Source organism: Magnetococcales bacterium, assembly GCA_015228935.1.
Lineage (GTDB): Bacteria > Pseudomonadota > Magnetococcia > Magnetococcales > DC0425bin3 > HA3dbin3.
On the sequence record JADGCO010000001.1, the window covers coordinates 258,245 to 276,777 of the forward strand.

16 protein-coding genes and 1 riboswitch are annotated in these 18,533 nt (G+C 52.9%); of the genes, 11 read left to right on the forward strand and 5 right to left on the reverse strand.

Annotated elements, in window-relative coordinates; translation table 11 throughout:
* Positions 1 to 150: 150 nt before the first annotated feature.
* The 3 genes from HQL65_01200 to HQL65_01210 all read left to right on the forward strand — a co-directional run bounded on the left by HQL65_01200 (position 151) and on the right by HQL65_01210 (position 3,961).
* Positions 151 to 459 carry a hypothetical protein gene (locus tag HQL65_01200; protein ID MBF0134828.1) on the forward strand — a complete coding sequence of 103 codons (309 nt, stop codon included), beginning with the start codon at positions 151 to 153 and terminating at the stop codon, positions 457 to 459.
* A gap of 24 nt (positions 460 to 483) precedes the next feature.
* Positions 484 to 1,935, forward strand: coding sequence for an SDR family NAD(P)-dependent oxidoreductase (locus HQL65_01205; protein MBF0134829.1), 1,452 nt, complete (start codon positions 484 to 486; stop codon positions 1,933 to 1,935).
* A gap of 73 nt (positions 1,936 to 2,008) precedes the next feature.
* Positions 2,009 to 3,961: a hypothetical protein gene (locus HQL65_01210; GenBank protein ID MBF0134830.1), complete on the forward strand. Its 1,953-nt coding sequence runs from the start codon at positions 2,009 to 2,011 to the stop codon at positions 3,959 to 3,961.
* A gap of 4 nt (positions 3,962 to 3,965) precedes the next feature.
* On the opposite strand, the gene HQL65_01215 is transcribed toward HQL65_01210, so the two are convergent.
* From HQL65_01215 to cbiE, 3 genes are all read right to left on the reverse strand, one after another.
* Positions 3,966 to 4,757, reverse strand: a complete 792-nt coding sequence (locus HQL65_01215) for an AAC(3) family N-acetyltransferase (protein MBF0134831.1) — start codon at positions 4,755 to 4,757, stop codon at positions 3,966 to 3,968.
* 94 nt (positions 4,758 to 4,851) lie between these two features.
* Positions 4,852 to 6,144, reverse strand: a complete 1,293-nt coding sequence (locus HQL65_01220) for a DUF4910 domain-containing protein (protein MBF0134832.1) — start codon at positions 6,142 to 6,144, stop codon at positions 4,852 to 4,854.
* Positions 6,145 to 6,182: 38 nt separating this feature from the next.
* Complete coding sequence (cbiE, locus tag HQL65_01225; GenBank protein ID MBF0134833.1) at positions 6,183 to 7,493, reverse strand: precorrin-6y C5,15-methyltransferase (decarboxylating) subunit CbiE; 1,311 nt, start codon at positions 7,491 to 7,493, stop codon at positions 6,183 to 6,185.
* A 440-nt stretch (positions 7,494 to 7,933) separates the two neighbouring features.
* Here cbiE and HQL65_01230 point away from each other — a divergent pair, with 440 nt between their 5' ends.
* The 6 genes from HQL65_01230 to HQL65_01255 all read left to right on the forward strand — a co-directional run bounded on the left by HQL65_01230 (position 7,934) and on the right by HQL65_01255 (position 13,982).
* Positions 7,934 to 8,929 (forward strand): hypothetical protein, encoded by a 996-nt coding sequence (locus HQL65_01230; GenBank protein ID MBF0134834.1) that lies wholly within the window; start codon positions 7,934 to 7,936, stop codon positions 8,927 to 8,929.
* 591 nt (positions 8,930 to 9,520) lie between these two features.
* Positions 9,521 to 9,862: a DUF4351 domain-containing protein gene (locus HQL65_01235; GenBank protein ID MBF0134835.1), complete on the forward strand. Its 342-nt coding sequence runs from the start codon at positions 9,521 to 9,523 to the stop codon at positions 9,860 to 9,862.
* A 423-nt stretch (positions 9,863 to 10,285) separates the two neighbouring features.
* Positions 10,286 to 11,317 (forward strand): hypothetical protein, encoded by a 1,032-nt coding sequence (locus HQL65_01240; GenBank protein ID MBF0134836.1) that lies wholly within the window; start codon positions 10,286 to 10,288, stop codon positions 11,315 to 11,317.
* A gap of 258 nt (positions 11,318 to 11,575) precedes the next feature.
* Positions 11,576 to 11,809, forward strand: coding sequence for a hypothetical protein (locus HQL65_01245; protein MBF0134837.1), 234 nt, complete (start codon positions 11,576 to 11,578; stop codon positions 11,807 to 11,809).
* Complete coding sequence (locus tag HQL65_01250) at positions 11,806 to 12,471, forward strand: hypothetical protein (GenBank protein MBF0134838.1); 666 nt, start codon at positions 11,806 to 11,808, stop codon at positions 12,469 to 12,471. Before HQL65_01245 ends, HQL65_01250 begins: the two co-directional genes overlap by 4 nt.
* Before the next feature lie 56 nt (positions 12,472 to 12,527).
* Positions 12,528 to 13,982, forward strand: coding sequence for a nitronate monooxygenase (locus tag HQL65_01255; GenBank protein MBF0134839.1), 1,455 nt, complete (start codon positions 12,528 to 12,530; stop codon positions 13,980 to 13,982).
* Positions 13,983 to 14,121: 139 nt separating this feature from the next.
* On the opposite strand, the gene cbpB is transcribed toward HQL65_01255, so the two are convergent.
* Complete coding sequence (gene cbpB, locus HQL65_01260) at positions 14,122 to 15,534, reverse strand: peptide-modifying radical SAM enzyme CbpB (GenBank protein MBF0134840.1); 1,413 nt, start codon at positions 15,532 to 15,534, stop codon at positions 14,122 to 14,124.
* Positions 15,534 to 15,674 carry a modified peptide precursor CbpA gene (gene cbpA / locus HQL65_01265; protein MBF0134841.1) on the reverse strand — a complete coding sequence of 47 codons (141 nt, stop codon included), beginning with the start codon at positions 15,672 to 15,674 and terminating at the stop codon, positions 15,534 to 15,536. Before cbpA ends, cbpB begins: the two co-directional genes overlap by 1 nt.
* 96 nt (positions 15,675 to 15,770) lie before the next feature.
* Positions 15,771 to 15,974: riboswitch (cobalamin riboswitch) on the reverse strand.
* Between the two features lie 325 nt (positions 15,975 to 16,299).
* On the opposite strand from cbpA, the gene larE reads away from it, so the two are divergent.
* Complete coding sequence (larE, locus tag HQL65_01270; protein MBF0134842.1) at positions 16,300 to 17,142, forward strand: ATP-dependent sacrificial sulfur transferase LarE; 843 nt, start codon at positions 16,300 to 16,302, stop codon at positions 17,140 to 17,142.
* A gap of 111 nt (positions 17,143 to 17,253) precedes the next feature.
* Positions 17,254 to 18,450, forward strand: coding sequence for a nickel pincer cofactor biosynthesis protein LarC (larC, locus tag HQL65_01275; GenBank protein ID MBF0134843.1), 1,197 nt, complete (start codon positions 17,254 to 17,256; stop codon positions 18,448 to 18,450).
* Positions 18,451 to 18,533: the final 83 nt, after the last annotated feature.

Here is an 18,533-nt window from a genome sequence, read left to right on the forward strand (position 1 = left end):
GCGTCGTGGCGGTAGAAAGGCAGTCGTCGTGGCGGTAGAAAGGCAGTCGTCGTGGCGGTAGAAAGGCAGTCGTCGTGGCCATGGAGTATGATGGTTCCAACAAGATGATCGTGTACGGTGACACCGCGCATATTGCCAGAGGATCGATGTATGATAACCAGAGAAATGATACAGCAGGCTGTTTTTGCTACTATTGATGAATGGAATCAACACATGCCTGTCAATCGGCAGATGGCCAAATCCACCGCTGTGATTCTTTTGGGTCCTTCTGGAGTTCTTGATTCGCTTGGATTGATCAATTTTGCCGTCAGCCTGGAAGAACGACTTGCCGAACTTTTCGGTGCGCCGGTGACAATTTTCAGGGAAGAGTATCTTCAGCAGGAAACGTCCCCTTTTCGTACCATCGCCTCGTTGCTGGATCACATCGAGACTGTATCACATGATTCTCTTATTGATTGATGGGGGCACCAGATGACCTCCGGCATGGAAGCTCCCAAGGAAAGGATTCCGGGTCGGGAATACCTGTTTCGTTTGGAAGATCAACACGCTTTTGCCCGCTGGTCAGGGGATTGCAACCCGATCCATGTGGACCCGATCATGGCTCGGCGTACCCAGCCTGGTGCCTGTGTGGTCCACGGAATCCATCAGGTTTTGTTGGCCTTGCAAACCTGGTTTGCCGGCTCCCCCCGGCACCCGGACCGGCGCATGCCCAGCCAATTGACTGCCAACTTTTATCTTCCCCTGTTGTTGCAGCAGAAGGTCCATGTGGTGGTCACCTCGGCGGATGACACGTCGGTCGTGCTGGAGATTCGTCAAGGTCATGCCAGTTGTACAAAGGTGATGTACCGGTTTGAACCAGGCACAGGCCGTGATTTTTCTCCGGTGACAACTTTGCCGCCAGCAGCAAGTGAGGCTGTTGACCTGGACTTTGCAGCCATTGCCAACCAGACTGGTCTGTGCGAACTGATACTGCCGGAATCCGTGTCAGAAACATTTCCGGATGTGGTGAGGGAGTTGGGACCGGGAATAACCGCCATCTTGCTGGGATTGTCGCGTATTGTCGGCATGCACTGTCCGGGATTGCATTCGCTGTTTGCCTTTTTTTCCCTCACGTTCGACGCTTGCCCGATCCATGGACCATTGATCTGGAAGGTCACCGGCAAGGATGCGCGATTTTCCATGGTTCACCTGGCTGTTGCCGCACCTGGAGTGCAGGGCAGGATACGCGCCTTTGTGCGTCCCACATCTGCCAGACTGCCAGCGATTGCCGAGCTTCCCGACGCCGTAGACCCCAATGGTTATGCCGGACAACAGGTGCTGGTGGTGGGTGGTTCGCGTGGTCTGGGAGAGATCACCGCCAAACTGGTTGCCAGGAGTGGTGGAGCGGTGGTTTTAACCTGTCATCAGGGCCAGAATGATGCGCAAAGGGTGGTGGACGATCTGCGAGCCTGGGGAGCCAAGGCCCATTGGCTGTCATGGGATGTGCGCACATCTGACGATTTATCCCGGCCATTGAGGAACATCGGATTTTGTCCCACCCACGTGTTCTACTTTGCCACGCCGAAAATTTTCAACAAACAGGGCAACAAAGAGTTCCATCCGGAAATGTTGGCGCTGTTCTGCGACTATTATGTCAATGGTTTTCTGCGTCTTTTGCAGGCACTGGGTACGAACGTCCAGAAACCTTTGCGCTGTTTCTACCCTTCCACCACTGCCCTGGATACCCCTGTAGAAGAACTCGCCGAATATGCCGTGGCCAAGGCTGCGGGGGAAACCCTGTGCCGGCATGTATCGTCCTTCATGCCTGACATCAAATGCTTTTGCTCCAGAATTCCCCGTACCGAAACCGATCAGACCACCAGCATGGTCAAAATACCTGCCCTGTCGCCATTGACCGTCATGCAGCCTTTGGTGGAACAATTCCGTCATTATTGAACACCCTGAAACCCATGCAAATGCTTGTTGTATGCTTTTCGGGTCAACTGTTTTTCACAGGAATGTCGTGACCATGATTACTGCCGCCCTTTACCCGTGTCCATTCGATGTCCAGGAACAGCATGACATGAATGCCACAATCCTGGCACCTACAGGATTCTATTCGTATGAAGAAGGTAAATTGACCGGGGTCAAGAGTGAAGGCACCGTCAAGTTTCCGGAACGCAGTCTGATGCTGGGTTGCAAACAGTTGGGTATTGCCCCTCACCAGGTGGATCTCTGGGTTTTTCCGACCCCATCACGTCAACTGACCACGGAAGATTGGTTGCATTTTTTTGGCTGGATTTTGAAGGCCTATGATGGCACGGAAGCCGACTTTCCAGTTTGGTTACAGGAACATGTTCGTTTTGTCGCCCACCAGTCGGGCCATGCCGCATCCGCTGTCATGGCATCGGGTTTTGATTCCTGTGCCTTTTTGTGCATGGACGGAGGAGGTGATGCCGGTGACCGGCGTCACACCCTGTTCGGTGAGTACAGAGACGGCACATTTCACACCCTGGCAGATCATGCGGGTCTGGTCGGACTGGCTGTGTTCCACGCTTTTCTTTCCGATGCCCTGGGTTTCGTCGAAAATGGCAAGACCAGCGGGTTGGCCGCCTATGGCCGGTTTATTCCCGAACTCGCCATGCGGTTTCAGGCCCTGTTGACTCACCAAGACAGTGACGTCGTCTTTCATCGCCAAAGATATGGACGTACTGCCATCAACTTTGCCAAACTGGATCCATCCGCCTATTTCCGCGACCGGTTCATGCATCACTATCCAAGTGATACAAACGTGTTTCGTTGTTCCGCAGAATTTCTCCCCCAGGACATTGCCAAAACCGGGGAACAGGTCATGCAGGAGGCTTTTCTCGCCTGTCTGGCCAGGTTGCGTCAACACACCCGGCAACAACGCATTGTTCTGAGTGGCGGCCTGTTCCAGAACGTTGCCTTGAACAACCAGATCGTGCAATCCGGCTTGTTTCAGGAATATTTTTTCCCCATGGCGGCTTCCGATGCCGGCCTTTCACTGGGTCAAGCCTTTTATCATCATAAGTTTACACCTGGGACACGACCTGTGAATCGTTTCCTGACCCCTTTTTTGGGACCTTCCTACACCGGGGAAGAGATTCGCTCCCTGTTGGAAGCGTCCCGCATGATCTATTCCGAACCCGCAGATCTGTCACGGCGTTGTGCCGAACTCATTGCCGAAGGGGGAATCGTAGGATGGTTTCAGGGTCGGGCCGAATTGGGGCCGCGTTCTCTGGGTGCCCGCTCCATCCTGGCGGATCCCCGCAACCTCCAATCCAAGGAACGCATCAACCAGTATTTTAAAAAACGGGATTGGTTCATGCCTTATGCCCCCTCCATCCTGGAAGAACATGTGGCTGAATGGGTCGCTCATCCCTGCCTCTCTCCATACATGCAGATTGCCTTTTCCATGCAGCATGACAGGCAAGACGCCATTCCGGCAGCCATCCATAAAGACCTGACCTCCAGGGTTCATACGGTTGGCAGGGACGACAATCCCCGCTATTGGGAACTGATCCGGCATTTTCAAGACATTACCGGTCTTCCGGTGGTTCTTAATACCAGTTTTAATCGTCATGGTATTTCCACCATTGGCACGCCGCGTCAAGCCATTGAGCATTTGCTGGATGGCTGCATGGACTATCTGGCAATCGACAATTTTCTTGTCTCTCTCGCAGAGAATCGGCACATTTCCAGGTCTTATCCTCCCGGCATTCCGGAAGACCGGTTATTGTGCGAGGCAGCCATTCAGCGCCTGGAAACAGTGTTGAATCATGCCGATCTCCAGGCCGCGAAAGATTATGTCCGGCGTCTGGGAATATTTTTGCATCTCGACCTGCTTCTGGAAGAAAAAGAACATTTGCATATCCAGGGTGTATCCTACCCCATGCAAGACGGCCTTGCAAAACTGAAAGACCATCAAAAAACAGGATGCTTTTCGAAAACCTCTGCATGAAATATCACGCAGTTTCTCCTGTACATGGTGGACACGGTGACGATGCTTTTCGCACCAGGGCGAAGGGATCCTGAACCAGTCGGGACATGACGCAACTTTGCAAAGCTGTCAGACTCATGAGCCGACTTTGACCATAGGCGGCACGACTTGTGATCATATTACCATCTGCTGCCATCCAGGCATCCACGGGGTCAAAATTTTCCAGGAAGTCTTTGTCGAGCAGGCTGTAATAGCGACAGGTGATGGGCTGAACTGTGCCGTCTTTCTCCCGGATGTAACGGGCAAGCGTAATCCATTGCCGATAGGGTACACCGTGCAAGGCCTCCAGGTGATGCAAAAATGTGGCACCCTGAGAAAATCGACATCCGAGCAGCAGGAGACGAAACCCGGCCTGTTCCAATAGCTCAAAATCAGAGCCTTGCCCCATGGAACAGGTTCCGTTTGGTTGCAGCAGGAGAGAGGCGTCGGGTCCTTCGCCCGCATGATTGTGAATCGGCGTGCGGCTGCGCACCGCTCCGGGAAGAAGCCGCACGTACTCCGAAAACGCTCCCATGCCAGTGCTGACGCAGGTTGCCGGGTCATAAGGAATCCCGGCATCCTGCTCAAAACAATAAGTGGGTACCACGATGGTACCTGCCGGACCGAGCAATTCGCGCAAAACGTGATGAATCATGGCCGCACCACCTTCAAGATACCCGAAAGTCAGCAGGCTGCCATGCACGACCAATCGTTCCCCGGGACGGATGCCCAGGGTTTGCAGATGGGCCAACATGTCAGAGCGGGTGGTTCGGATCACGGCCATAAAATTCGGATGCCCAGGGCTTGCAGATAGGCCAACGTGTCAGAGCGGGTGGTGCGGATCACGACCCTAAAATGCACAGTCAATTGATTCACGCCGTTGCAGGGTTGTCGTCATCAGGAAAGGACAGGGCCAGCAAACCCTGGCGGATCAGAGTATCGCAAATGGGCAGCAGGGACCACAGGGGAACTTCAATCTGCTCCGCCAAGGCCAACAGATCGGTCTTGCCATCCGCATAGGCCAAAAGGTTCAGCAGCATGTCCAGCTCTTCACCAACCTTGCCACCACGACTCAAGTTCGGGTACAACCCCCGCCTACCCAACTGCGGTTCTCCCAGGACCATGGTCTGAACCATCCCATTGTGTTCCAGACAGGTCAGAAACAATCGATAAAGTTCCAGGGAGCCGGACAATCCGTTCTGGGTCACCAGAGTAAGATCGTCCAGGGATGTGTGGTATTCTGCATATTCATGGAAAATGGAACGGGTGATTGTGGCTATGGGCAGATCAATGCCCGGGGCATTGTACTGGCGCTCGTCGCTGCCACGATGCCAACGAAAATCCTTGCGGTGATAACCGGGAGCCACCTGACCCAATACATGCCGGGCCACCCGATCCGACAGGGTTTGACCGTGGCGCGTGGGCAGATAGTTGAACTCCCCCTCATCCCCTACACAGGTTATATTGAACCCTGCTACAACCCGGTTTTTCAAGTGGGGCAGATGGCGCTGCAAATAACAGAGAGAGCCAATCGTTTCAGGTATGAAAACAAATCGATAGGTTAACCTGCGTGGCTGTTGCATGACCCATTTGGCCAAATAAGTGGCCACCACGGGTCCGGACAGTTCGTTGTTGGCCATGGACGGGTGACAAATGTAGGTGGAGATCAAAACTTCGCGGGTGGATCGACCGGGAATCACCAGTTCGGCATAATTGAGGCAGCCTGGTTCCAACTGGCTGTCGATAAAGGCATGATAGAGACCGGGAAGAAGAGTCTGCCTCTGCCGATGTGGCAAACAAAATCCCCAATTTTCAGCATAATAGGAAGTGATGTAGGGGATGGCATCCGGCAGGTCCGGACGCGAGTGCAGATGGGGTTGCAGGGCTTCCAGATCCAGGGTGGTGTTCACCGGAATTGAATAACCCACGACATGAAGGTTATGGTGGGCAAAATCCACAACCACCTCGCCCCCTGGTGCCGTCAGACGCGCCGATCGAATGTGCCACTCTCTGGGAACTATCCAATCAAAACAAGGTGTTCCAGATGGAATTGCCTCGATCACCAGACCAGGCATCTCCTGTTGCAAAATGGCCAACGTGGCCCGCACACCTGGTCCGGTCAAACTGCGGTTCAGGGGAAACAAACGTGTGGCCAGGTCATGCATGGCCTGACCCTCGCTCGTGTTGATACCCAACGCATGGTTCACGGTGCAGCTTCCTTGTGGGCACTCACAATCCAGACCGGATTTTCTCCGGCCAGACGGTGCATCTTGCCAATGGCTTTTGAGCGGGATAATTGGATCTGGATCACTTCCCGGGGAGCCGATAGTTGATCCAGGAGTGTCATGCCAGTGTGCAGGTTTTCAAGGGTGGCAAAATTCATGACCAGGTGACCGCCTGGTTGCAGACGCTGCCAGCAGAGGGGGATGATTTCTGCCAGGGTACCTCCGGAACCGCCGATGAAAACGGCATGTGGATCGGGCCAAGCGTCCAGGCCCGCCGGTGCCCGGGCATGCGATAAATAATGGTTGGTCAGGCCCAACCGGCGCCGATTTTCCTGGATCATCTGGATGCAGTCGGGATGCATCTCCACGGCATGCACCGATCCGAACGGCGCGAGACGGGCGGCTTCCAGGCCGACACTACCGGAACCGGCCCCGATGTCCCACACCCGACTGTGGGGTTGCAGGCCCAGATACGCCAGCACCACGGCCCGGATTTCCCGCCGGGTGATCAATCCCTGTTCCGGGGTGCGTTTATGAAAAAAAGCATCGGGTATTCCCAGGAGGGGAACGGGTGGTGTTGCCGCTGTTGGATCGGGTTGCGGCGCCACCGGGCGGCGCAACACCAGGACATTGGGTTCGGCAAACGGGAGGGTTGCGGCGGTGGCCGGCGTAAGCCAGGAGCAGAGGCGTTCTTCAGGTTGGCCGAGGCGTTCGGCCACGGCCATTTCCCAGAGAGGATCCAACCCCAGCGTGACGAGCATGCGGGCGATGCGACCGGGGTTGTTGGCAGGACTGGTCAGGAGGGTGATCGGAGCCGTCTGGGTGAGGGCACGACGCAGGCCGAACAGGGCATGTTCCGGTCCGGAGTTCGATTGCCACTCGCCCGAATCCCTGGCATGCACCGACAAGCGCACCGCCCCGCCCCAGACCAGACCCAGTCGTTCGCAGGCCAGTTGCAGGGTGGAGACGGTACCCAATATTTTGCAGGTATGGGCCGGCAGATGGCGCAACAGGTGTCCCCCCAGACCAAAGCACAGGGGGTCCCCGGTGGCCAGGAGGACCACCCGTTGTTCCAGGGCCAGGGCCTGCCGGATCCAGGTGGGCACTTCCGCCAGCTTGCCGGTCAGGGAGCGCCGTTCGGCGTGGCTCGGGGCCAAAGGGGCATAAATGTCCAGGAACCGTTGATCGGCAATCAACAAATCAGCCTGACCCAGAATACGAGCCGCAGCAGGAGTCAAACAATCCAGTCCCGCATCCTGAACCCCCAGAATCCAGCAATCACCGTTCATTGTATTGTTCTACAAAATACCAAAAATGAAAACGCCGGCCGCACGTTCAGCAGGGTGCCTGTTCCAATGCTCGCCATGTGGCCCGGGTGATGAGTCCGGGATTGCCCAGTCCCAGCGACGCTGCAATCGGACGACACCTTTGTTTCACAACGACTCTTCTCCCATGTTTGATATGTCAGGCTTGCCCATGCCAGGAAATACCGGTTGTCCCTGCTGTTTGACTCGTTCGGCCCGCCTTCGGATACCTCGGTGGCACCACCTTGGCGGATTTTGGTGGACTGCGCGGGCGAAATGCCGGACAATCCGCAACCAGAGACGCTGTTTCCGTTTCCAGCTTGGTTTGGCGTCATCATTGTGGAGGGTCGATACGTGCCATTGGCATCCTCGATCCTGGATGGTTGCTGTTTTTCGCATGACAGGGCAGGGAGGTGCAAGCGTTCTTGAATGCTCTCGCGACAAAAACCTGCTGGCACTGTCTGGTCGGCGCAACGCTGAAAATGGTGTTGGAGCCTGTTGGCGTCGAGGTGTGTTCGGAAGTTCAGGTCGTTTCTCTTCCGCCGAAGGCAGACCTGATTCTGATCCAACGCCAGGATGGCGGTTGGACAGAAGAACAGCGTGTGTTCCTGGCCGATGGATTGCGGGATCTCGATGCAGACCACATTCTGATCGAAATCAAGGTCACCGAAAGCCTGCATGAGGGTGTTCTGTCCCAGATCACGGTATATGACACCTTGTACCTGGAAACTGCCGGTCTGGAGCGGCATCAGATGCGGAGCGTCATCATCAGTTCCACGACTCCCCAAAAGGAGTTTTTTGAGCGGTTTGCCTTTGAACCCGTTGGACCAGATGGTGTTTATGAAAGCAGGCCACGTTGGGGTGGCACCATTCGTCTGATTTTGCTGAACGAACTGGCGGATGAAGCCAGAAACGCCCCGTTGAAATGCTTTGCCAGCCGCCAGGAAGAGCGGAAAAAGGCGTTCGCGACAGTCAAACGTGCAGGGTTGTTCAGACTCTCTGTTGCATTTGAACGAATCATGGTCGGCCTGTGGAGGTTGCTGATGAAAGGTGCATTGGATATTCCAGAAATAGAGGGCATTACCCCCGAGGACGTTGCCCAACTTGGGAAAGAGTGGTTCGAATCGATGGTGGACTTGACACCTGATGAAGAACTTTTTTCCCTGCCAAAGTTTGGGCATCACTTGGAGTTGAAGCTTCAGGAAGGCCGCCAGGAAGGCATCCAGATCGGTGAACGGAAAGGTGAGGCCACGACTCTGCTTCGCATCCTTCGCCGTCGTTTCTCTGACCTGCCCACCTGGGTTGAGTCTAAGGTCCTTGCTGCCAGCCTCGACACTCTGGACGCATGGATAGATCGGGCGATTGATGCGCACTCGTTACAGGACATTTTTGGCGACAAGGTAGCCAGCGGAACGACGTAATCTCAACGCATTGAACCGCATCATTTTATCGTTTTAATTAGGCTGCTCTCAGCCACCGACAGGGAACCGGTAAATCTCCTGTCCCTGCAGTTTGACTCGTCCGGCCCGCCTTCGGGTATTTTGGTGGGACCACCTTGGCGGATTTTGGTGGACTGCAAGGGTGAAATACTGGACAATCCACAACCTGAGACGCTGTTTCCAGCCTGGTTTGGCGTCATTGTTGTGGAGGGTCAGTACGTGCCATCGGCACCCTTGATCTCGAATGGTTGCTGTTTTTCGCATGACAGGGCAGGGAGGTGCAAGCGTTCTTGAATGCTCTCGCGACAAAAACTTGCTGGCACTGTCTGGTTGGCGCAACGCTGAAAATGCTGTTGGAACCTGTTGGCGTCGAGGTGTGTTCGGAAGTTCAGGTCGTCTCTCTTCCACCCAAAGCAGATCTGATCCTGATCCAGCGCCAGGAAGGCTCCGTTAAAATGCTTTGCCAGCCGCCAGGAAGAGCGGAAAAAAGCGTTCGCGACAGTCAAACGTGCAGGGTTGTTCAGACTCTCCGTTGCATTTGAACAAATCATGGTCGGCTTGTGGAGGTTGCTGATGAAAGGTGCATTGGATATTCCAGAAATAGGGGGCATTACCCCCGAGGACGTTGCCCAACTTGGGAAAGAATGGTTCGAATCGATGGTGGACATGACACCTGATGAGGAGCTTGCGTCTCTGCCAAAATTTGGTCATCTCTTGGTGCAAGGCCGCCAGGAGGGCGAGTCTGCCATTTTACTCCGAATCCTTCACCGTCGTTTTCCCGACCTGCCCGCATGGGTTGAGTCAAAGGTTCGCGTTGCCAGCCTGGACACCCTGGATGTATGGATAGATCGAGCAATTGATGCACGCTCATTGCAGGACGTTTTTGACGACGAGACGGATGGTGGAACGACATAAATACAAAATGTTGAATCGCATCATGTGACTGTTCCGAATCGGTGCTTTTTGGCCGTCAGGAGAAAGCCGGGAAGTCGCCGTTTTATAAATTTTCCACAAAGATTTTTCTCATCCAAGTCCGCTGCTCCATTCTGGAAATGCCACGAAAAAAGACGGTCCCCGAGTTGTTGGATGCCGATCAGACGCCAGTGCCTGTTTTCCCCATCCAGTACCCATAATACCCCACAAAATTCATATTTCTGCTGCCCCCTTTTGCCATGATTTATGCCCATATCAAAAACGCACACCAACCAGTAAAATTTTAAGGTTAAACAAGGATTTATGCAAGAGAAAAAATAATTCAGGTGGCTGCACGAAAAGCCTTGACAGGGGGGGGCTGTTTATCCTGCTCCGGTCGGGTATAGTGGGGGTTTCTGAAACGTCATGATGCATCTGGTGATTTTTAACGATTGCTCAGGCAAAGGCGAAAAAGGGGGGATGATCGTGGAAAACAGGGATTTGATTTGTAGTTCAGGTGTGGCTTCTCGTCGATTTTATGTGGTTGTCATTCCAATGATTTCCTTTTTTCTTTCAGGGTGTGGAGTTGTTTCAAGTCAAATGCGAGTTGACGATCTTGTATATGGCAGTTCTTTGAAAATCATGAATGGTAATCCTGATTGTGATAAACGGCTTAAAGAGCTATCTCCAGAAAGAAAGGAACTTGTAAGTAATCTTGCAAGTAATCTTGGTACTGGAAATTTAAGTCCAATAATTATGGAGTGTGTGTCTCTCAGAGATGGTGAACCTCTTCATGAAACATTTCGAGGATGCGACTCGGTCTCTTCGTCTGAAGAAAAAAAATGCAAGAGTCTGAGGAATCAGCTTCAGGACGAACTATTTCGGACATCGAACCTTATTTGTGAGCAGCATTTAGCTTCAATTACCGGTAATGCTGCGGGGTGGTCTCTGGGATTATCTACATCCAACGCCTTTGCATCCGCTTTGTCTACTGCCAGTGGCGTCGCAGCCCTTAAAACTGGTCTTTCGGCTGCCAGTAGCGTTTTAGGTGCGACCCAAACTGCTGTTAGTAAGGAGGTATTCCATGAGCAGACGGCAATTGCCATCGTATCGGCCATTCGCAAAGACCGCCAGATCAAAGAAGCTGTGATCAGGGGTGACCAGATTTCAAAGGATTATGCCGATTATCCGGTGTCCAGAGCCATTCTTGATGTTCAGGACTACCATATGGCATGTTCTTTTTACAGTGGGTTGGCGGCGTTGGTTGAAGCGTTGGACCTGAAGAAGGCCAGTAAGGTAGAAGATGTCAAACGAGAAATTGCAGACAAAAATACGGGTGTTCCTGTTGTTGAGACTCAAAGTGTTCCAGGCAAGACTGACGATAATAAATCGAAAATAAGTCCATTGGATGCTCGGGAAATGGGCCTGAGAGAACAATATAAAATTCTCACAAGGTGATTGTAGATTGTGACATGCTGGTTGATTTCGATGCCGGAACTGGGAATTTCTCGCTGACTTTGGCAATACATCTGCCTGGGTAGTTGCCGTAATACTCCTGTTCGTATATGAGGAAGGGCTGTGCCCTTCCTCCTGGTGGGGTTTGGGGAGAAGACCCAACAAAGTCCTTCATGTCAAATTCCCTTTTTGAAATAATTCTGAATTGTTACGGATGTCTGTAGATCCGTCTTTGGTATTTGCTAAGAATTTGAGGTTACCATGTCTTTTATTGATGCCGCCATGCATAGAATTCTAAACAGAGAAGTTAATGCTGGAATGAGTGAATTAATGTCTGGACTTTATAATATAAAACTAAATCTGACAACTTATGAATGGAGAGATTTCATAAAGCATGTATGTGCCATGCATCCAATCAATACGATTCTCATGAAGGACCCTCTTACTTATCGGGCGCGTTCTAAACCGCGAGGATATGCAGGAGATGCTGTTTGATTGATATGATATATGATAATAATATATTGCCAGAAGGAATGTGTGCCATCGGAAGAGACATATACCAGCACACATCCAATTCTCCTGCCTCGCTTGCTGTCAGAAACAGGAGAAAAATTGCAAGTCATTTGCTTGCTGAGCTTATGAAGCAGAAAAAAAACGCTGATATTTTATCAGTGGCAAGTGGCCATTGCAGAGAGGTTGATTTGATGTGTCCTGATGTTATGTCGTTTTCAAGCTGGGAATGTTTGGATAGCGACAAGGATTCTGTGGAATATTCTACGTCACGCTATGCCAGTTCTGGAATGCTGCCTATGCATGGTAGTGTTAAATCAATACTTTCCTCAAAAGATAACAAGCGTTATGATTTTATATATACTCTTGGCTTATACGACTATCTTGAACAAAGATTGGCACAAAGATTGACATCCAAAATGTTTAGCATGTTGAAACCGGGAGGTAAGGTCCTGATAGCAAATTTTGTTCCCGAAATACCTGATGTTGGGTATATGGAGGCTTGCATGGATTGGTATTTGGTTTATCGTACCGATGGTGTTATGCAGGACCTGCTTGCGGAAATCCATGTTTGTGAAATCAAAAATGTAAATATATTTACTGAGGATGAAAAAAATATCGTTTTCCTGTTGGCAGAAAAAGTCTAGAGAATGTTTCTTCATTTATTAGGATAATTAAAGCAGGTCAGCGCAAGGTGTGACTCATGGGCAATTCATTTCATTCTTCCTGCTATCCAAAAATCATTCAAGGTGGTATGGGGGTCCGAATTTCAGGTTGGCAGTTAGCCAAAGCGGTCTCTTCGACGGGACAGTTGGGCGTGGTTTCGGGAGTTGCTTTGGATGCAGTCCTTGCCCGTTCTCTGCAACTGGGTGATCTATCCACCGATATTCGCAGAGCCTTGGATGCCTTTCCGATACCCGGGATGGCTGATAAAGTTATAAAGAAATACTATATATCAGGTGGAAAAAAACCAAACCAGCCTTTTGCACCCACACCCATATGGACCTTGGATTCTTCCCCAGAATCTCTGGAGTTGAATGTGCTGGGAAATTTTGTCGAGGTCTTCCTTGCCAAAGAAGGACATCACAATCCTGTAGGTATCAATTATATGGAGAAAATCCAACTTCCCACACCAAGTTCTTTGTATGGTGCCCTATTGGCCGGTGTTGATGTCGTGATCGTGGGGGCTGGTATTCCAGTTTATTTTCCAGAACTGATTGAGAGGTTAAGACAACATGATGGTGTCGCTATTCCAATTTACATGCCTGGCAAGTCAAAAGAGGAGACTGGATATTATGCCTTTTCACCAAGAAAGTTTTTAAAGGATATCAAGATTGATCTTGCCTTGCCTGCTTTTTTGCCGGTTGTTTCATCACATACCCTGGCGGAAATTCTCCACCGCAAGATTGGAGATAAAATTGACGGATTCATCCTGGAAGATCACACCGCCGGTGGTCACAATGCCCATCCCAGAGGTCGTCTGCAAACCACACCTCAAGGCGAACCAATCTATGGGGATAGAGACCAGATCCAATTGGAAACGATCAAAAATCTGGGTAAACCTTTCTGGTTGGCGGGAGGATACGGCAGCAAACAAAGGCTCTTGCAGGCCTTGGAAGAAGGAGCAACCGGTGTTCAAGTTGGAACTGCGTTTGCGTTTTGTCAGGAATCGGGACTGATTGCCAACCTGAAGCAGGAGATTTTACAGCAAATATTATTTAAAAAGGTTCATACTTATACGGATATTCATCTTTCGCCAACTGGTTTCCCGTTCAAGGTGGTCAAGTTGGACGATTCCCTGTCTGAAGAGACCATAAGAAGGGAGAGAGAACCAATTTGTGACCTTGGGTATTTGCGACATGCTTATTGGAACCAAAATGGGACCATGGGTTTCCGGTGTCCTGCCGAGCCAATGGATAAATTTTTGTCCAAGGGTGGCACGGTCGAGGCGGCCATTGGAAGAGTTTGTTTGTGCAACGCATTGATGGCCAATGTTGGTCTGGAACAAATAAGGCCCGATGGATATCGGGAAAAACACCTCGTCACGGCTGGTCATGCCCTGACTGGTTTGGTTCACATTTTGGAAAAATATGGTGTCCATTATTCAGCGTCGGATGTTGTCAGGGAAATTTTGCAAACCGCATCCAACGGGGCATAAATGTCCAGGAACCGTTGATCGGCAATCAACAAATCGGCCTGACCCAGAACGCGGGTTGCAACGGGTGTCAGATAATCCGGCCCCGCATCCTGGACCCCCAGAATCCAACATCACCGCTCATGGCTGTGTTCCAACCGAGTCACATCTCAAAAAGGGTGGTGACACCTGCATCCCATTCATTCCAGAGAAAATCATTTTCCCGCCCATCGGCAATGACCCGGAAGGCATGGCGGACCAGTTCTTCATAAAGGCCGCAGAACGCCCCGGTTTTTTCCATGGCCCCGTGCATTTCATGGGCCTCGGCGGGGCAGGGAGAGCCACAATAGTGCCGGATGGCACAGGTGTTACACGGGGCGAACTTTTCCACATCGCGCCGGGTCACGAGCCGAAAGGGTTCCGTCTGCAAGACCGCAGCGATATCATCCTGGAACAGGTTACCACCCCGGAAGTGGTCGAGGCCAATAAATTCGCTGCACGGAAACATGTCGCCACCGGCGGCCACGGCAAAAAAGGCCCGTCCGCCACCGCAGGGTGAAATGTCGCACATGAGCCGCCGGGCCGTGGGGGCGAGGATGGCGAGTAAAATATTGGCATAGTTGGCCACCACGAGTTTGTGTCCGGTGGCACGATAGAGGGTGTGCGACCGTTCCAGGGCGGCGAGCAGGGCGTCGGCCAGGGCCTGGTCGTCGGGTTTGATGGTTCTGGCTCCCGGCAGGGTACACCGCACCGGATTGAGCAGGCAGGCCGGCACCTTCAGGCCGTGCAATAAATCAACCAGTTCGACCAGACGGTCCAGATTGGTTGCCGTCACTGTGGTGATGACGCTCAGGGCCGGATAGCCGGCGAGTCGTTCCAGGGATTGCAACACCGCCGCATGGACACTGCCGCCATTCCATGCCGTGCGCGTGCGGTCGGTCACCTCGGCTTCGGGACCGTCCAGGGACAGGCCGATGCTGACCCCCCGGGAGGTGAGAAACTCAATGGCCGCATCATCGAGCAGGGTGCTGTTGGTCTGGAGACCGAATTGAAAATCTTCCCGGAAGGCATCGATACCGGGAAAAATGGCCGCCCGATTCAACAGGGGTTCCGCACCGTGAAAAATGATGCGCGGCTTGCGGGTCTTTTCGCCCATGGTGGTGGCGAAATATTTTTTCAGGATGGCCATGGCCTGCAACAGCCGCTCAGCGGACATGTGGGCACCATTGCGTCGCAGCTCTCCCGGAATGTAGCAGTAGGTACAATCCAGGTTGCAGCGGTCCGTGGCATTGAAATAGACGGCCGACGGTTGCAGACCAAACCGCAACAGGTCCATTTCCTTCTGAAAATCCTGACGTTGAGCCTGATAGGCACTGCCGAGGAGTTCCGGCTTGCCAAGAACCTCGGCCAGTCGGTCTTTTTGGACCAGGGACCAGAATGCCGTCTCGGGTCCCAGCACGGCCATCCAGGTGGGATGTTCGATATCCAGGGGAATGAGCGACGGCCCATTGCCTGTGTTGCAAAAACGGCCTGCCGAAGGGGCATGACCAACCGGGGAATGGGCCGTCGTGGTCATTATTTTGCCTTTTCATCCATCAGAATGTAATGGGACAGGCCGACCCCATCCGCCGTGCAGCTTTTGCGGAGTGCCTTCACGGGCTGGTTCGGGTTCGGGTTGGCATGGGGACTGATTTTGGTTTGCCGGTTTTTTTGCATCTCTTGTTGCATGGGGGGTTCTCCTTCGAGTTGACAAAAAAAAAGGGTTCCGAAAGGCATGCACTGCAAGCCCTTCGGAACCCTTTTCCATTGGATTCCGATCTGATCGATTCTGGCAGGTCTTCTGACTTGCGGATCATCCGCCACGCTGCGACCTTCCCCCCGCCATGGTTGGCGGAAGTGGCTGGGCCTGGCCCTTGCAGCGGGCGTCTCCGTTTACAGCGGCGGGACCGTCACGGAGTTGCACCGTGTTCCGGGATGCCAGGATCGCCTATCACTGCCTGTAGATATAACAAAACCTCCGGCAACGTACAAGGGGCAGGAAATTTCAATCCTGTCGTTTTTCCTTTGCCTGAGGCATCCTCTTGTCGGCACATTGTGGCTTTTCTGTCTGGACGGGATTCGCACATACTTTGCAACCATTCAGAACTTTTCAATAAAAGGATTTGACATGAAAGATTTTGTTGGGGCTTCGCCCCAAACCGTGCCAAGAGGAAGGGCAGAGCCGCTTCCTCCTGGACCTCCATCCCAGTTTTTCAAACTTTTTTTAATGAGGATGGCTGAACGGTTACCAAAAAAATTTCAGGAAAGAACGGGAAAGAAACAGACGAGGACACGACCTGTCATGATGGAAGATCAGCAAAAAATACTTGATAAATATTACAAACTTTTGCATGAACTCCGCACCCTGGAAAGTGCCCTGATCGCCTTTTCGGGCGGTGTGGACAGCTCCTTTCTTGTGGTCGCTGTTCAGGAGTCCGGCATTCCCTATCTGGCCGTCACCGCCCGCTCGCCAACCATGCCGGCCCATGATCTGGAAGATGTCAAGGCCTTGATCCAGGACATGAAGATCAACCATCGTTTCATCGAGAGCAACTCGATGAACGATGCGGATTTTGTCAAGAATTCATTTGATCGCTGTTTTTTTTGCAAAAGCGATTTATTCAAGGAGTTGAACGCGCTTGCCCGGCAGGAAGGGTATGCCGTGGTCCTGGATGGCAGCACCACGGATGACCTGGATGATTATCGCCCGGGCTTGAAGGCGAAACTGCAATACAAGGTGGTCAGTCCGATCATGAATGCAGGATTGAGCAAAAGCGACATTCGCTGGTTGTCCCGGAACAAAGGGATCAAGACCTGGAACAAACCGGCATCTCCCTGCCTCTCCTCCCGCATCACCTACGGCGAACCCATCCTGGTTGATTCCCTGCGCATGGTGGCGGACGCGGAAGAGAAACTCAGAAAAATGGGATTTGTCACGTTGCGGGTGCGCAAACAGGGCAATACCGCCAGAATTGAATTGCCGGATGCCGATATGCCGCGTTTTCTGGATGCCGACGTGCGCCAACAAGTGGTCACTGAATTGACCCGGGCCGGCTTCAAATATGTGTCTCTCGATCTGGAAGGGTTTCAGAGTGGAAAATTGAACCGGGTCATCCCTGTCGCAGCACCCCGGAAACCGGAATAACGGGGTTGTTTTTCAAACTTTTTTTAATGGGAGGGGCTGAACAGTTACCGTTTTTTTTGTTTGTAATTTTGGAAATTGTCACATGACTTGGACACCATCCGGGAACCCTGCATGAAAATTCATCTGGATTTGGAAGCCGGTATTTCCGGTAACATGTTTTTGGGAGCCTGCCTTGATCTGGGCTTGTCACGCGAGCGTCTGGAGGAGGCTTTGGCCGGCCTGGGAATTCCGGACTGGTCCCTGGAAGTGACCCAAACCCGACGGGGCGGGTTGCGTGGCACCCATGTGGAAGTCAAGGTCCCCCACGCCCATCACCATCGCCGTTTGCACCACATTCTGGCCATCATTCACGACTCCACGCTGCCGGATCCGGTCAAAAAAATGGCCGGCGACATGTTTGCAACCCTGGCCCGTGCGGAAGCCGGCGTCCATGGCACCTCGGTGGATGAAATCCACTTTCACGAAGTGGGGGCGGTGGATGCCATTATTGATATTTGTGGAGCGGCTGTTGCGGTCTGGCAGTTGGGCATCACCCACATCAGTTCATCCCCGGTTCCGACCGGCACCGGGTTTGTTCTCTGCCAGCATGGCCGGCTGCCCATTCCGGTGCCGGCGGTGGCAGAGCTGCTGCGTGACCATCATGTTCCCCTCAGACCGGATACCGTGGAAGCCGAACTGGTGACCCCCACCGGGGCTGCCATTCTGGTCACCCTGGCGGATCGTTTTGGTGCTGCGGCGTTGACCCGTATCGATCATATGGGGTATGGAGCAGGCAGCCGGGAACTGCCGGGGCGTCCGAATGTGTTGCGCATCCTGGCCCAGGAAGACGAGCCGGCTGAGAGCCTGTCACCCTTGCAGCGGGAACAGGTGGTCGTGTTGTCCAGCCATGTGGATGACATGAATCCCGAATGGTATGGTTCCTTGTGGGACCGTTTGTTGAGTGCCGGTGCCCTGGATGTGGCCCTTATACCCATGACCATGAAAAAAGGGCGTCCCGGGGTTCGCATCGAGGTGGTGGCGACGCCGGGGACGGAGGTGACGCTGGCGCAGATCGTTCTGTCCCATACCACGGCCTTGGGGGTTCGCCTTGCCACCATGGATCGCCTGATCCTGCCCCGCACCCACAAGACCCTGGCAACTCCCTGGGGTATCGTGCGGGCCAAGGAGGCTGGTGGTGTCTGGCGTCTGGAACACGACGATCTGGAACAGCTCGCCAGGCGTCAGGCCTGGAGTCTGCTTCAGGCCCAACAATATCTGGCCCCGTTTTTGGCTGCCGCAACAGCCCGATCCGGCCAACATCCTGCCTGAAAGGCTGTCTAATAACTTGTTAATTTCGAAAAAACGAATGAAAAACTGGGATGGAGGTCCAGGAGGAAGGGCTGTGCCCTTCC